This is a genomic window from Sphingomonas phyllosphaerae, from assembly GCF_029623345.1.
GTDB lineage: Bacteria > Pseudomonadota > Alphaproteobacteria > Sphingomonadales > Sphingomonadaceae > Sphingomonas > Sphingomonas phyllosphaerae_C.
In genome coordinates this window covers 12,532-26,233 of the sequence record NZ_JAPYKH010000013.1, presented here as the reverse complement: position 1 = coordinate 26,233, position 13,702 = coordinate 12,532, and the positions used below count along the sequence as shown (strand labels likewise).

General features: G+C 70.9%; 16 protein-coding genes. 9 read left to right on the top strand and 7 right to left on the bottom strand.

Features of this window, described 5'->3' with window-relative positions; translation table 11 throughout:
• The first annotated feature begins 1 nt into the window (after position 1).
• Positions 2-724 carry a DUF4163 domain-containing protein gene (locus QBJ89_RS13165; RefSeq protein WP_277980939.1) on the top strand — a complete coding sequence of 241 codons (723 nt, stop codon included), beginning with the start codon at positions 2-4 and terminating at the stop codon, positions 722-724.
• A gap of 182 nt (positions 725-906) precedes the next feature.
• Here the strand turns inward: QBJ89_RS13165 and QBJ89_RS13160 are convergent, their stop codons facing one another.
• A complete protein-coding gene (locus tag QBJ89_RS13160) occupies positions 907-1,236 on the bottom strand; it encodes a hypothetical protein (RefSeq protein ID WP_277980938.1) in 330 nt (109 codons plus the stop codon).
• 65 nt (positions 1,237-1,301) lie between these two features.
• On the opposite strand from QBJ89_RS13160, the gene QBJ89_RS13155 reads away from it, so the two are divergent.
• The 5 genes from QBJ89_RS13155 to QBJ89_RS13135 all read left to right on the top strand — a co-directional run bounded on the left by QBJ89_RS13155 (position 1,302) and on the right by QBJ89_RS13135 (position 7,177).
• Positions 1,302-2,543: a threonine ammonia-lyase gene (locus QBJ89_RS13155; RefSeq protein WP_277980937.1), complete on the top strand. Its 1,242-nt coding sequence runs from the start codon at positions 1,302-1,304 to the stop codon at positions 2,541-2,543.
• Positions 2,544-2,676: 133 nt separating this feature from the next.
• A complete protein-coding gene (locus tag QBJ89_RS13150) occupies positions 2,677-3,435 on the top strand; it encodes an arginyltransferase (protein ID WP_277980936.1) in 759 nt (252 codons plus the stop codon).
• 112 nt (positions 3,436-3,547) lie between these two features.
• Positions 3,548-5,119 carry an alpha-amylase family glycosyl hydrolase gene (locus QBJ89_RS13145; RefSeq protein WP_277980935.1) on the top strand — a complete coding sequence of 524 codons (1,572 nt, stop codon included), beginning with the start codon at positions 3,548-3,550 and terminating at the stop codon, positions 5,117-5,119.
• Between the two features lie 52 nt (positions 5,120-5,171).
• Positions 5,172-6,182 (top strand): glycosyltransferase family 4 protein, encoded by a 1,011-nt coding sequence (locus tag QBJ89_RS13140; protein ID WP_277980934.1) that lies wholly within the window; start codon positions 5,172-5,174, stop codon positions 6,180-6,182.
• 251 nt (positions 6,183-6,433) lie between these two features.
• Entirely contained in the window at positions 6,434-7,177 is a 744-nt protein-coding gene (locus tag QBJ89_RS13135; RefSeq protein WP_277980933.1) for a glutaredoxin, read from the top strand.
• Positions 7,178-7,348: 171 nt separating this feature from the next.
• Here the strand turns inward: QBJ89_RS13135 and QBJ89_RS13130 are convergent, their stop codons facing one another.
• From QBJ89_RS13130 to QBJ89_RS13110, 5 genes are all read right to left on the bottom strand, one after another.
• Positions 7,349-7,801, bottom strand: coding sequence for a hypothetical protein (locus QBJ89_RS13130; RefSeq protein ID WP_277980932.1), 453 nt, complete (start codon positions 7,799-7,801; stop codon positions 7,349-7,351).
• Positions 7,802-7,811: 10 nt separating this feature from the next.
• Positions 7,812-8,345: a demethoxyubiquinone hydroxylase family protein gene (locus QBJ89_RS13125; RefSeq protein WP_183924608.1), complete on the bottom strand. Its 534-nt coding sequence runs from the start codon at positions 8,343-8,345 to the stop codon at positions 7,812-7,814.
• Complete coding sequence (locus QBJ89_RS13120) at positions 8,342-8,863, bottom strand: disulfide bond formation protein B (protein ID WP_277980931.1); 522 nt, start codon at positions 8,861-8,863, stop codon at positions 8,342-8,344. Before QBJ89_RS13120 ends, QBJ89_RS13125 begins: the two co-directional genes overlap by 4 nt.
• Positions 8,860-10,221: a S41 family peptidase gene (locus QBJ89_RS13115; protein WP_277980930.1), complete on the bottom strand. Its 1,362-nt coding sequence runs from the start codon at positions 10,219-10,221 to the stop codon at positions 8,860-8,862. Before QBJ89_RS13115 ends, QBJ89_RS13120 begins: the two co-directional genes overlap by 4 nt.
• 273 nt (positions 10,222-10,494) lie before the next feature.
• Positions 10,495-11,259: a M15 family metallopeptidase gene (locus tag QBJ89_RS13110; protein WP_277980929.1), complete on the bottom strand. Its 765-nt coding sequence runs from the start codon at positions 11,257-11,259 to the stop codon at positions 10,495-10,497.
• 46 nt (positions 11,260-11,305) lie between these two features.
• Between QBJ89_RS13110 and QBJ89_RS13105 the strand changes: the two genes are divergently transcribed.
• Positions 11,306-11,959, top strand: a complete 654-nt coding sequence (locus QBJ89_RS13105; RefSeq protein WP_277980928.1) for an RluA family pseudouridine synthase — start codon at positions 11,306-11,308, stop codon at positions 11,957-11,959.
• A gap of 67 nt (positions 11,960-12,026) precedes the next feature.
• On the opposite strand, the gene arfB is transcribed toward QBJ89_RS13105, so the two are convergent.
• On the bottom strand, positions 12,027-12,449 hold the full coding sequence (arfB, locus tag QBJ89_RS13100) for an alternative ribosome rescue aminoacyl-tRNA hydrolase ArfB (RefSeq protein WP_277980927.1): 423 nt from the start codon (positions 12,447-12,449) through the stop codon (positions 12,027-12,029).
• Between the two features lie 243 nt (positions 12,450-12,692).
• Here arfB and QBJ89_RS13095 point away from each other — a divergent pair, with 243 nt between their 5' ends.
• Both QBJ89_RS13095 and QBJ89_RS13090 read left to right on the top strand, forming a co-directional pair.
• The gene (locus QBJ89_RS13095) at positions 12,693-12,998 is read left to right on the top strand and encodes a hypothetical protein (RefSeq protein WP_223013221.1); all 306 of its coding nucleotides are present in this window, start codon (positions 12,693-12,695) and stop codon (positions 12,996-12,998) included.
• Positions 12,999-13,215: 217 nt separating this feature from the next.
• On the top strand, positions 13,216-13,701 hold the full coding sequence (locus QBJ89_RS13090; RefSeq protein ID WP_277980926.1) for a GAF domain-containing protein: 486 nt from the start codon (positions 13,216-13,218) through the stop codon (positions 13,699-13,701).
• Position 13,702 lies beyond the last annotated feature (1 nt).

Here is a 13,702-nt window from a genome sequence, read left to right as displayed (position 1 = left end):
GATGCGGGCGACAGGCCGGGCGTGGATCATGGTCTCGGTCGGCGCGGCGTTGGTGGGGTCCGCGGCGCCGACGGCGGCAGAGAGGGACGCGGCGTACACCTTCGCTTACGCGATCCCACCCGCGGCAACGCGCGTCCCGCGGTTGCGCCGATGGCTCGAGCAGGACCGCGTGCGCTTCCGGCAGACCGTCGCACGGGACGCCGACGCGGACCGCGCGGAGCGGGCGAAGGAGCGCTATCCTTTCCACCAGCATGAAGGCACGCGGACGTGGAAGGTGGTGACCGAGACCCCTCGCTTGCTGAGCCTCTCGGCCGAGTCCTATCGCTTCACCGGCGGAGCGCACGGCGGCACGATCATCGAGTCGATCGTGTGGGACAAGGCGCGGTCGCGACGGCTCGATCCGCGTGCGCTGTTTATGTCGGCGGAGACGGTGCAGCGGGTGCTCGGCCCGCGCTGGTGCGCGTGGCTGGCGCGCGAGCGCGCGCGTCGGACGGGCGGCGCGGTGCCGAACGACGCGACATTCCCCTGCCCCAAGATCGCCGAGCTGACCATGCTGCTCGGCTCGACCGATCGGCGCGCGGTCGACCGTGTCGGGCTGATCGCAGGGCAGTATGTCGCGGGCGCCTACGTGGAAGGCATGTACGAGATGACCGTGCCGATGACGCCCGACCTGCTCGCTGCGGTGCGACCCGAGTGGCGCGAGCTGTTTCGGGCCGGGCGGTGACGAAGCCGCTCGGCCAACGGCCAAGACCTCGCAGCACCTCTCTTCCGTCATTCCCGCGGAGGCGGGAACTCGGACACGCTGACGGTCCGGCTAGAAGCGCGACGTCAGCGCGGCTGGATCCCCGCCGCGGCGGGGATGACGAGAATGGCGACGGGCGCGCTGACCGGGCACGCAGCTTGCCCTCACCCGCCCGGCCGGCAATCCGCCGCCGTCACCGTGTAGCTCGTCTGCTCGCCCGGCACGACGTCGGCGCGCAGCACCTCGCGCCCGCTGCGGCACAGCAGCCGCACCTGGCCGTCGAACGCCGGACGCGTCGCCCAATAATCGCGCGCGAACGCGCGCAGCGGCTGGCGTCGCGCGCCGAGCCCGTCCTCCAGCACCGCCCCCGCGATCAGCGCATGCGGGTCGTACACCACCACGAAGCCGCGCGTCGCCAGATCGATCGCGCTCACCGCCACGCCCGCAACGATCACCAGCAGCGCGATCCGGAGCGAGAAGAAGTAGCGCTGCACCGATGACCAATGCGCGTCAACGCGGGGGTGTTCCTCTCCCGTCGATCATCGGCTAGCACGGCGCGATGGCCAGCCTACCCGTGTCCGATCCCGCCCTGCCCGTCTCGATCGACGACGTCCGCGTCGCGCACGCGCGCATCGCGCCCTCGATCGTACGGACGCCGACGCTGATCAGCCGCACGCTCTCCGAACTGACCGGCGCGACCGTCTATCTCAAGTTCGAGAACCTCCAGTTCACCGCCGCCTATAAGGAGCGCGGCGCGCTCAACACGTTGCTCCAGCTGTCCGAGGCGGCGCGGGCCAAGGGCGTGATCGCCGCCTCGGCGGGCAATCACGCGCAGGGGCTGGCCTATCACGCCAACCGGCTCGGCGTGCCCGCGACGATCGTGATGCCGCGCAACACGCCGACCGTGAAGGTCACGCAGACGCAGGCGCACCGCGCCGACGTGATCCTCGAGGGCGACACGTTCGACGCCGCCTACGCGCACGCGCGGCTGCTCGAGGCGGAGCGCGGCTTCACCTTCGTCCACCCGTTCGACGACCCGCGCATCATCGCCGGCCAGGGCACGGTGGCGGTGGAGATGCTCGAGGATCACCCCGACATCGACACGCTGGTGGTGCCGATCGGCGGCGGCGGGCTGATCTCGGGCATGGCGACGGTGGCGCGCGCCGCCGCGCGCCCGATCGAGGTGGTCGGCGTCCAGGCCGAGCTCTACCCCTCGATGTACAACCGCATCAACGCGACCCAGCTCGCCTGCGCCGGCGACACGCTGGCGGAGGGCATCGCGGTCAAGGAGCCGGGCGGCATCACCGCGCAGATGGTGGCGCGATTGGTCGACGAGATCGTGCTCGTCTCGGAGCGCAGCCTGGAGGAGGCGGTGAGCCTGCTGCTCCAGATCGAGAAGACCGTGGTGGAGGGCGCGGGCGCCGCCGGGCTCGCCGCGCTGCTGGCGCATCGCGAGCGCTTCCAAGGGCGCACCGTCGGGGTCGTGCTGTGCGGCGGCAACATCGACACGCGGCTGCTCGCCAACGTGCTGCTGCGCGACCTCGCGCGCTCGGGGCGGCTGGCGCGGCTGCGGCTCCAGCTGCAGGATCAGCCCGGCGCGCTGTACGGCGTCATGCGCGTGTTCGATCGCGAGCGGGTCAACATCATCGAGATCTACCACCAGCGCGTGTTCACCACTTTGCCCGCCAAGGGCCTGATCACCGACATCGAGTGCGAGGCGCGCGACCGCGCCCATCTCGACCGGCTGATCGTGGCGCTGCGCGAGGCCGGCTATGAGGTGCGCCCCGTCGACCTCGCCTGAGTCGATCTCGCCTGAACCGTGATGGGTGGGGCAATGGCGTGGAAATCTTGGTGAATCCACTTTTCACCATCAGCGCGACCCTACATATGGCAGATTACGCACTGGGGCGGAGTCGAAGAGGAGGCTGAAGGCGGTGACCGCGCCATTTCGATTTCCGCGCTTCTTCGTCACCAGCCCGCAGCCGTGCCCGTATCTGCCGGGCCGGCAGGAGCGCAAGGTCTTCACCGAGCTGAGCGGCCCCAACGCGGGTGAGCTCAACGACGCGCTCGGCCGCATCGGTTTCCGCCGCAGCCAGTCGGTCGCCTATCGGCCGAGCTGCGCGGGCTGCGCCGCCTGCGTCTCGGTGCGCGTGCTGACGCACCAGTTCGAGCCCAACGCGAGTCAACGCAAGCTGATGCGCCGCCACGCCGACCTCGAGGTGAGCGCGTGCCGCCCCTGGGCGACCGACGAGCAATATCAGCTGCTGCGCCAGTATCTCGCCGCGCGCCACCCCGGCGGCGGGATGATCGGCATGGACGAGATGGACTATGCCGACATGGTCGAGCAGTCGCCGGTCAATTCGGTGGTGGTGGAATATCGCGAGCCGTCCGTGGGTGACCGCCCCGGCCGGCTGGTCGGCGCCTGCCTCACCGATCGCCAGACCGACGGCCTGTCGATGGTCTACAGCTTCTTCGCCACCGACCAGGACGCGCGGCCGGGGCTGGGCAATTTGATCATCCTGGATCACATCGCGCGCGCGCGCGAGGCCGGGTTACCCTACGTCTATCTCGGCTATTGGGTGAAAGGGTCGGCGCGAATGGCGTACAAGACGCGCTATCGCCCGCTCGAGATGCTCGGCCCACGCGGCTGGACGCTGATGCCGGAGGAGGAGAGCGCCGCGATCCGGGTGTGAGGGATGGCGTTGGACGGCACACTCCAGTTGCTGGCGTGAGTGGGATCTGCCTCGCCTCGCGCGCAACACCGTCCGACGCAACATCTCGGGCGCCGAACGGTTATCCCCGGCGATGAGCCAGCCCGACGATCCGCCGCCGCCCTGGTGGGAGCGCGGCACGGTCTACCAGATCTACCCGCGCTCGTTCCAGGACAGCGACGGCGACGGAGTCGGCGACCTCGCCGGGATCGAGCGCCGGCTCGACCACGTCGCCGCACTCGGCGTCGACGCAATCTGGCTGTCGCCGATCTTCCCCTCGCCGATGGCCGATTTCGGCTATGACGTCGCCGATTATTGCGGGATCGAGCCGATGTTCGGCGACCTCGCCGCGTTCGACCGGCTGCTCGCCGCCGCGCACGCGCGCGGGCTCAGGCTGCTGCTCGACTTCGTGCCCAACCACTCGTCCGACCAGCACCCCTGGTTCCAGGCGAGCCGCTCGAGCCGAACCGACCCGAAGCGCGACTGGTACATCTGGCGCGACCCTGCCCCGGACGGCGGGCCGCCCAACAATTGGATCAGCGACTTCGGCGGCTCGGCGTGGGACTATGACGCGGCGACCGGGCAATATTACCTCCACGCCTTCCTCAAGCAGCAGCCCGACCTCAACTGGCGAAACCCGGCGCTCAAGGCGGCGATGCTCGACGTCATGCGCTTCTGGTTCGACCGCGGCGTCGACGGCTTCCGCATCGACGTGCTGTGGCACATCGTCAAAGCCGAGGGTCTGCCCGACAATCCGGCCAACCCCTATTGGCGCCCCGGCATCACCGAGCGCGACCGGCTGATCCAGCAGCACTCGACCGACCAGCCCGAGGCGCACGCCATCGCCGCCGAGATGCGCGCGCTGGCGGACAGCTATGGGGAGCGGGTGCTGATCGGCGAGATCTTCCTCCCCAACGACCGCCACGCGCGCTGGTACGGCACGCCCGAGCGGCCGCAGGTGCATCTGCCCTTCAACTTCCAGCTGATCGAAAATGCGTGGGACGCCGTGTCGCTGCGGCGCGTGATCGCCGACTATGAGGCGTCGCTGCCGCCACACGGCTGGCCCAATTGGGTGATCGGCAGCCATGACGCGCCGCGCATCGCCGCACGGGTCGGCGCGGCGCAGGCGCGCGTCGCGGCGATGCTGCTGCTGACGCTGCGCGGCACGCCGACGCTGTACCAGGGCGACGAACTCGGCATCGCGCAGGTCGACATCCCACCCGAGCGCGTGCGCGACCCGCAGGAGCTGCGCCAGCCCGGCATCGGCATCGGCCGCGACCGTTCGCGCACCCCGATGCCGTGGGACTCGAGCCCTCACGCCGGCTTCTCCGCGGTCGAGCCGTGGCTGCCGCTCAACCCCGACTGGCGCACGCGCAACGTCGCCGCGCAGGAGACCGATCCGCGCTCGATGCTGGCGCTCTACCGCCACCTGCTCGCGTTGCGCCGCGCGCAACCGGCGCTGGCGATCGGCGACTTCGCGCTGCTCGACGCCGCACCGGACGTGCTGGCGTATGAGCGGCGGCACGGCCACACGGTGCTGCGCGTGGCGCTCAATCTCTCGGCCGAGCCGCGCCCGCTGCCGTTCGAGGGCGAGGTGCTGCTGTCGACGCTGGAGGGCGGCGGTGGCGGCGTGCTGCGAGGGGACGAGGGCGTGGTGATGCGGTGAGCGAACTGATCAGGCGAGCGCGCCCCTTACCCCGCATGACGAAGGACCACGCATGAAGATCGCCATGCTCGCCCCGATCGCCTGGCGCACCCCGCCGCGCCACTATGGCCCGTGGGAGCTTGTCACGCACCTGCTCACCGAGGCGCTGGTCGCGCGCGGGATCGACGTCACTTTGTTCGCCACGCTCGACAGCCTCACCGCGGGCACGCTCGACGGTGTCGTCCCCGCGCCTTATTCGGAAGACCCGAGCATCGACGCCAAGGTGTGGGAGTACCGCCATCTCGCGCACGTGTTCGAGCAGGCCGGCCAGTTCGACCTGATCCACAACCAGGCTGACTTCCCGGCGCACGCCTTCGCGCGGCTGGTCGACACCCCGCTCGTGACGACGATCCACGGCTTCTCGTCCGACCGTATCCTGCCGATGTACCAGCCGTTCCAGGATCGCGTCCATTATGTCGCGATCAGCGACGCCGACCGTCACCCCGCGCTGCGCTATGCCGCGACGATCCACCACGGCATCCCGCTCGACGACTTCGCGTTCGATCCGCAGGGTAGCGACGACCTGCTCTTCTTCGGTCGCATCCACCCCGACAAGGGTGCGGAGGAAGCGATCGCCGCGGCGCGCGCGAGCGCGCGCCGGCTCCACCTCTATGGCATCGTCCAGGACCAAGGCTATTACGAGCGCGCGGTGGCACCCGCGCTCGGCGGCGGCGCGGGCGTGACGTGGCACGGCGCGGTCGGCGGGGCCGAGCGGGTCGCCGCGCTGGGGCGCGCGCGCGCGCTGCTGCACCTGATCAACTTCGACGAGCCGTTCGGCCTCTCGGTGGTGGAGGCGATGGCGTGCGGCACGCCGGTGATCGCCAACCGCCGCGGCGCCATGCCCGAGCTGATCGAGCACGGCGTCACCGGCTTCCTGGTCGAGAACGTCGACCAGGCGGTCGAGGCGATCGAGCGTGTCGACGACCTCGACCGCGCCGCCTGCCGCCGCCAGGTCGAGGAGCGGTTCAGCGTTGAGCGCATGGCCGACGAGTACGCAGCTTTGTACCGGCGGATCATCGGATAGGGGGCGCGAGTCGGACGCCCGGTCCGCCTCAACCCTTAGCGTCGTCCCGGACTTGGTCCGGGATCCACGGCGCCGCGCACGCAGCGGCCGGTGAGCAGGCGGAGGGGTCGATCTCGGACCAAATCCGGGATAACAGAAGGGCGGGGCGAAGAGCTTCGGATCACGGCCGACATCCAGCTTTATCAGCCGCCGCTCACCACCCGCACCCACCGCGCGCTGGCGAGCGGCGCCACGCCGCCTATCTCCCACGCATGACCGCCGCCCCCGACCGCCGCGCCACGCTGTACCGCATGGTCATGCCCGGCCACACTTGCCCGTACGGGCTCAAGGCCAAGGACCTGCTCGAGCGCCGCGGCTTCACCGTGGACGACCACCCGCTGCGCACGCGCGAGGAGACCGACGCCTTCAAGGCCGGCCACGGCGTCAAGACCACGCCACAGACCTTCATCGCGGGCGAGCGCGTCGGCGGCTACGACGACCTGCGCCGCCACTTCGGCCAGCGCCTTCCTGCGGCGGGCGAGACCAGCTACCGCCCCGTGATCGCGGTCTTCGCGATGACCGCGCTGATGGCGCTCGCCGCCAGCCACGCGGCTTATGGCTCGCCGCTGACGGTGCGCGCGGGCGAGTGGTTCATCGCCTTCAGCATGTGCGTGCTCGCGTTACTCAAGCTGCAGGATGTCGAGACCTTCTCGACCATGTTCCTCAACTATGACCTGCTGGCGCGGCGATGGGTGCGCTACGGCTATGTCTACCCCTATGCCGAGGGGCTGGCGGGGGTGTTGATGGCGGCGCATGCGGCCGACTGGCTGTCGGTGCCGATCGCGCTGGTGATTGGCGGGATCGGCGCGGTGTCGGTGATCAAGGCGGTGTATATCGACCGGCGCGAGCTGAAATGCGCGTGCGTCGGCGGCGCGACCCGCGTGCCGCTCGGCTTCGTGTCGCTCACCGAGAATGTCATGATGGTCGCGATGGCGCTGTGGATGGCGCTGCGGTGACATTTCACTCCTCCCCGGCACGGGGAGAAGGAGCGTCGGCAGGACGGTGGAGGGGGATGCGCGCGCGCGCTGCGCCCGCAGAGGCCCCCTCCGCTACCGCCTAGGATATCCTCCCCAAGCGTTGCCCCCGCGGGGAGTCCTTCCCATCACGCCGAGGAGGAGCTTATCCGATCAGGGTTGGTCCTCGGCGGCCTTGGCGGCGGCCTTGCGCTCGCGCTTCCACCGCGTCGCATTCTGGACGACACATCCCGTGGCGCTCGCCGCGCCGACGGTGGAGCAGCTGCCGACGCCGACCGCGCCGACGCCCTGGTTCGCCGCTTCCTTCGCCGCCCAGGCCTGATTGTCGGGCGTCACCTCGAAGTTGCGCAGCTCCTTGGGGATGCGGAACTGCTCCTCGGCGGGACGGCGCGTGCAGACCACCACCTCTGCGCCGTCGGCGTTGGTGGGGCAGCGCTCGTTGCCGTAGAGCACCAGCACGCCGTTGACCGGCGCGTTGCGCGACACGCCCCCGGCCGCGGGCGTGCGCGGCGCGCGCACCGCATCGGGCGACGGCGGCCCGCTCTGTGCCAGCGCGGCCGCCGGTGCGGTCAGCAGCAGCGCCGCGGCAAAGACCCGTCCTACCATCACCTTCCTCTCAGATCCTCTTGGCGGTCGCGATCGCCACCCGGCAGCCGAGCCGGATCACCGCCGACATCAGCGGATAGGCCGGCGCATTCTCGGCGCCGTGCGCCAGCGCGGTGTCGCGATGCTCCAGCTCCTCCGCCTGGAACTCGCGGATCGCCTCGGACAATTCGGGATCGCTGTCGCCCAGCGCGACGAGCTGTTCCTCATAATGTTTGTCGATCTCGGTCTCGACCGCGGCGGTGCAGGCCATCGCCGCCTCCGGACCGATCGCGGCGGTCACCGCGCCCAGCGCGAAGCCGGCGACGTCCCAGAACGGCTGGAACAGGGTCGGCCGCACGCCACGCTCGACGATCATGCGGTCGAAGAAGGCGCGGTGCTTCTCCTCCTGCAAGGCCATCGCCGAGATCTTGCGCGCCATCGGCGAGCGCTGGCCCATGATCGCGAGCTGCCCCGCATAGATGCGGATCGCGCCGAACTCGCCCGCCTGGTCGACGCGGATCATCGAGTCGCTCGCGGCGGGCTTGTCGCCAGGTTTCCAGGTCATGCGCGCCTCCACAGCTGCGATACGATCAGCGCGGCGCCGGCGAAGGAGAGCAGAGCATTCCATCCCGCCAGCGACACGCCGAGCAACGACCATTGCGCCGCATCACAGCGAACGATCGGCGCGGCGAGCAGGTCCTTGAGCGCCTGGTCGGTCGAAAGGCCGACGGTGCTGGTCGTCTGCGTGCAGGCGGTCATCCCCTGCCACCAGTGATATTCCACCCCGGCGTGGAAGACGCCGATCGCGCCCGACACCACCACCAGCGCCGCCGCGCCCGCCACCAGCGTCGCCTGGACGCGCGGCGCGCCGATCACAAAGGCCAGCGCCGCCATCGCCACCGCACCGTAATGCGGCCAGCGCTGCCAGTGGCACATCTCGCACGGGTACAGGCCGCCGATCAGCTGGAACGCCCAGGCGCCCGCGAGCAGCGCCGCGGGCACCAGCAGCGCGAGCAGCCGCGCATTGCGCAGCCCCCGCCCTGTGCGTGCGCCGAACGGCCGGTCGAGCGTCGCGCCGCTCACTTCTTGCTCGCGGCCGGCGGGTTGCTCGCCATCGACTGGGTCACCGCGGCGACCTGTTGCGGGCCGCCGAGCCGCGCGATCGTCTTGAGCGCGTACCAGAGCTGGAAGTCCTCGACGCCCTGCTTCTTGAGCGACTCAGGCGTCGCAGTGAAGCGCGGGTCGTCCTTGGTGTCCTCCTCCAGCACCGCATTGTCGGGCGACTTGATCTCGTTGATCAGGTGGCGGCGCAGGTCGGCCTCGCGGAACACCGGGCGCGACTTGTAATCGGCGTCGGAGAGCTGCGGTACGCGGATGTCGGGCTCGATCCCGCCCTCCTGCACGCTGCGCCCGGACGGCGTGAAATAGCGCGCGGTGGTGAGCCGCAGCGCGGTGCGCGGCCCGAGCTGGAGCAGCGTCTGCACCGAACCCTTGCCGAAGCTGCGCTCGCCCATCACCAGCGCGCGGTGGTGGTCCTGCAGCGCGCCGGCGACGATCTCGCTGGCCGAGGCGGTGCCCGAGTCGGTCAGCACGATGATCGGCAGGCCGTGCGCGACGTCGCCGGGCTTGGCGAAATAGCGCTCGATATCGTCCTTCTCGCGGCCGCGCTGGCTGACGATCTCGCCGCGCTCGAGGAAGGCGTCGGAGACCTCGATCGCCTGGGTCAGCAGCCCGCCGCCGTTCTCGCGCAGGTCGACGACATAGCCGAGCGGCTTGTGCCCGAGCGACTTGTCGATCGCCATCACCGCGGCGCGCGTGTCGGCGCCGGTCGCCTCCGAGAAGGTGTTGATGTTGATGTAGCCGACGTCACCCTTCACTTCCCATTTTACCGGGCGCTGCACGATTACCTCGCGCACGAGGGTGACGTCGATCGGCTTGTCGCGGCCGGGACGCACGAGCGTGAGCGAGATCTTGGTGCCGGGCTTGCCGCGCATCTGCGCGGTCGCCTCGTCGAGCGTGCCGCCGTAGATCAGCTTGCCGTCGATATGCGTGATGAAGTCGCCCGACTTGATCCCGGCGCGCCCCGCGGGCGTGTCCTCCTGCGGCGAGACGACCTTCACCGCGCCGTCCTCCATCGAGACGGTCAGGCCGAGGCCGCCGTAATTGCCCTCGGTCTGGATGCGGAGATTGTCGAAGTCAGAGGCGTCGACGTAGCTGGAATGCGGATCGAGCGCGGCGAGCATGCCGTCGATCGCACCCTTGATCAGCTGATCGTCGGTGACCTTGTCGACGTAATCCGCCTTCACGCGATTGTAGACGTCGAGGAACTTGTCCATCTCGCGATAGGCGCTGGTATCGGCGGCGGCCATCGCACCGGTGGCGACCGGCACCATCGCGATCGTGGTGACCAGCGCGGCGGCCTGGAGCAGCTTGGACTTCATGCGAACAGTCGAGACCCCGGTGTGAGCGATCCCGGGATGTAGCGGAATTGCACGAGCGATCCTAGCGCCCGCGCGGCTGAACCACGGCTGAGCGGATGAGGGCGGCCGCGCGCTAGCACTGATCCTTCCCTGCAAGGGGAGGTAGCGCGCGGAGCGCGACGGAGGGGTGTCACCGCTGGTGAGTCGAGCGCCCCCACGGGCCGGGTCACCCCGCCGACCGGCCTCCGGCCTGCCACTTCCCTAAAGCGGAGGAGGAACGGCAAACAAACGCGGCTACCGGGGCCTCGCCTTGGGCAGGCGGCACTTGCCCTTGCGGCACTCGGGCGGCGCATAGGCGCCGAGATAGACCGGCGGCGGCGCCACCGCCGCGATCGCCACCGGGTCGCGCGCCACCGCGGGCTCGGCCGGAAAGGCCGCGCGCGCGCGGGCGAAGAGCGCGCGCGCACGCGCCGCGCCGGGCGCGGTCGCGCTGGCGCCGACCCAGCGCCAGTGCCACGGCTCCCACTTGACCCGCTGGCGATTGCCCGCGGGAAAGGACATCTCGAAACCGTAGCGCGCGGCGTTGGCGACGAGCCAGCGGAACGCGGGGGTCGCCGCGCCGCACGCCTCGGCGTCGGGACAGTCGTTGACGCGCGGGCGGAAGGCGAAGTCCAGCGCGTAGCCGGTCGCATGTTCGCTGTGCCCCGGCGGCGCCACCGACAGCGCGCGCTCGCCCGCTGCGGTCTGCGCCTCGCGGCAGAACACCGCCTGCTGATAATTGATCGAGCGGTGGCATGACAGCGCGCGCACCTGCCCGCCCGACGCCGCGATCAGCCGCGCGAGATCGGGCACCACGTCGCGGCGCAGCACGCAGGAGGCGACCGCCAGCCCCTCGGGCACCGCGACCAGCTCGCCCGGCGCTGCGTCGCCATAAGGCAGGTGCCCCAGCGCCCGCCCGTCCGCGCCCATGCGCACGTTGCTGTTGTCGCACAGCTGTGCCTGCGCCGGCGCGGCCAGCGCGAGCAGCGGGGCGGCGAGGGTCAGGGAGGCGCGGCGCATCGCGCCCTCTGGCCACGGCGGCGCGAGGATGGCAAGGGCGTGGCGCATGTTAGGCGACCGGGTCCTGTTCCTCGACGGCGAGGCGTTGATCATCGACAAGCCCGCCGGGCTGCCGGTCGATCCCCCGCGCGACGGCGGGCTCAGCCTGGAGAACCATCTCGGCTCGCTCACCTTCGGCTTCCGGCGATGGCCGGTCGCGGTGCACCGGCTCGATCGCGATACCAGCGGCTGCCTGCTGCTCGCGCGCAACCCCAAGGCGCAGGTGCGCTACCAGCAGGCGTTCGAGGCGGGGCAGGTACGCAAGCGCTATCTCGCCATCCTCGACGGCGTGCCCGAGGGCGAGCGCGGCACGATCGAGCTGGCGCTGCGCAAGGTCTCCAGCGCCGAGCGCGGCTGGCGCATCGCGGTCGACCCGCGCGGCAAGGCGGCGCGGACCGATTGGGAGCTGCTCGACACACGTGACGGCCGCGCCCTGGTCGCCTTCACCCCGCATAGCGGGCGGACGCATCAGCTGCGCGTCCACGCGCGCGAGGGGCTGGGCGTGCCGATCGTCGGCGATCCGGTCTACGGCCGCGCCGATCCGGCGGGGATGATGCTGCACGCCGCCGCGATCGCGCTGCCGCGCCCCGGCAAGGAGGACGCCGCCGCCGAGGCGCCCTGGCCCGAGCGCTTCGCCGCGCTCGGCTTCGCCGCCGGCTGAGCTGACCGCCGCCCGCCATCATATCGGGCAGCGCGACGTCGACGAGCTGGGCGCGCGTCGGCGCCGATCAGTCGAACGACGGCTTCTTCCGCCCGGCCTTCACCCCCGACCGCCCTTTCTTGGCGTCCACCCGGCGGGTCTGCGACGCGCGGGTGGGTCGGGTGGGTCGTCGCTTGGCCTGGACCACCGCCGACTCCTGGATCAGCGCGATGAGACGTTCCAGCGCCTCCTGACGGTTGACGTGCTGCGAGCGCGATCCCTCGCTCCGCAGCACCAGCACGCCGGCCGCCGTCATCCGCGATCCTGCCAGCGCGGCGAGACGCTCCTTCACCCGCTCGGGCAAGTCGCTCGCGGCGACGTCGAAGCGCAGGATCACCGCCGAGTCGGTGGTATTGACGTGCTGCCCGCCCGCGCCTCCGGAACGGGTCGCGGTATAAACGATCAGCTCGTCCTCGATCGAGAGGGAGCGGGTGACGGGGATGCGGGCCATGGCGGTATATAACGTCGACTGGCGCGAGCGCGATGGGCCCGAACGGGCCGATGCTGCGCCTTTGCGCCTCGCCGCAACGGGGTGATCCGATCGCGGCGGAGCGCGGCCGTAGTTCGGGCCAAGCGAGCCACCGCCGCAACATGGCGGCCAAACCGACGCAACAGAGCGACACGCGAGCGAGACGCGCGCGGCGCACCTCGCCTCGCGCCGGCCCTCCCCTGCCGGCGCATCGAGGAAGTTGGCATGTACATCTCGTCCCGCAGCCGCGCGCCGCAGCCGCGCCAGGCCCCGCCGCCGCTGGTCGACAATCCCTTCGCCGCCGAGCTGTTCGCGACGGGCTGCGCCGGATTCACCAGCCTGGGCGGTACGGTGGTGCTCACGCTGGAGGCTGCGCGCTGCGATCATTCCGGCGAAACCCCGGTGGTGGAGCGAGTGGTCGCCGGACGGATCGCGCTGACGGTCGCGGGCGCGCAGGCGCTGGCGGCGGGGCTGAACCAGTTCCTCGATCAGCAGGGGCTCGCCCCCGCGCGCGCGGGCAGCGGACAGTGACGGCGCTGCGTTGCTGGCGCGCCGGCCCTTCCCGACCCGCGATCACGTTTGAGCCGAGCGAGAGCGCACCCTGGCCGCTGTGCGAGGCGGGCTATGGCCGGGTGGTGGTGCACTGGACGATGCGGGGCTGATCGGCCCCCGCGGCGTCGTGGCGGACCCGTGCCGCCCGACGCACCCGCCTCTGGCGCGATCCCGGGTGAGATCCTAGGTCGGCGGCATGTACGAGTTCGCCGTCACCGCCGAGTCGAAGCCCAGCCGCTACGACGATCTGTTCGCCGCGCTGGACGCGCTGACCGACGGTGAGCCCGACCCGATCGCCAACATGGCCAATGCCGCGGCACTGCTCTGGCAATATCTGCCCGAGCTCAACTGGGCCGGCTTCTACCGGATGATCGGCGACGAGCTGGTGCTGGGTCCCTTCCAGGGCAAAGCGGCGTGCATCCGCATCGCGCTGGGGCGCGGCGTGTGCGGCACCGCCGCGGCCGAGCGGCGCACCCAGCTGGTCCAGGACGTTCACGCCTTCCCCGGCCATATCGCCTGCGACGCGGCGAGCCGGTCTGAACTGGTGGTGCCGATCGTGCACGAAGGCCGTTTGCTCGGCGTGCTCGACCTCGACAGCCCGTCGCCGGCACGCTTCGATGCCGACGACGCGCGCGGTTGCGAGCGGCTGGTGGCGCTGCTCGCGCCGCGTCTGGCGGGCTGAG

Bases quoted from the DNA above. Each gene is read 5' to 3' on its own strand.
- QBJ89_RS13165 (WP_277980939.1), top strand. From the start codon at position 2: ATGCGGGCGACAGGCCGGGCGTGGATCATGGTCTCGGTCGGCGCGGCG.
- QBJ89_RS13110 (WP_277980929.1), bottom strand. From the start codon at position 11,259: ATGCGCCGCGCCTCCCTGACCCTCGCCGCCCCGCTGCTCGCGCTGGCC.
- QBJ89_RS13115 (WP_277980930.1), bottom strand. From the start codon at position 10,221: ATGAAGTCCAAGCTGCTCCAGGCCGCCGCGCTGGTCACCACGATCGCG.
- QBJ89_RS13095 (WP_223013221.1), top strand. From the start codon at position 12,693: ATGTACATCTCGTCCCGCAGCCGCGCGCCGCAGCCGCGCCAGGCCCCG.
- QBJ89_RS13135 (WP_277980933.1), top strand. From the start codon at position 6,434: ATGACCGCCGCCCCCGACCGCCGCGCCACGCTGTACCGCATGGTCATG.
- QBJ89_RS13105 (WP_277980928.1), top strand. From the start codon at position 11,306: ATGTTAGGCGACCGGGTCCTGTTCCTCGACGGCGAGGCGTTGATCATC.
- QBJ89_RS13140 (WP_277980934.1), top strand. From the start codon at position 5,172: ATGAAGATCGCCATGCTCGCCCCGATCGCCTGGCGCACCCCGCCGCGC.
- QBJ89_RS13090 (WP_277980926.1), top strand. From the start codon at position 13,216: ATGTACGAGTTCGCCGTCACCGCCGAGTCGAAGCCCAGCCGCTACGAC.
- QBJ89_RS13145 (WP_277980935.1), top strand. From the start codon at position 3,548: ATGAGCCAGCCCGACGATCCGCCGCCGCCCTGGTGGGAGCGCGGCACG.
- QBJ89_RS13130 (WP_277980932.1), bottom strand. From the start codon at position 7,801: ATGGTAGGACGGGTCTTTGCCGCGGCGCTGCTGCTGACCGCACCGGCG.
- QBJ89_RS13125 (WP_183924608.1), bottom strand. From the start codon at position 8,345: ATGACCTGGAAACCTGGCGACAAGCCCGCCGCGAGCGACTCGATGATC.
- QBJ89_RS13155 (WP_277980937.1), top strand. From the start codon at position 1,302: ATGGCCAGCCTACCCGTGTCCGATCCCGCCCTGCCCGTCTCGATCGAC.
- arfB (WP_277980927.1), bottom strand. From the start codon at position 12,449: ATGGCCCGCATCCCCGTCACCCGCTCCCTCTCGATCGAGGACGAGCTG.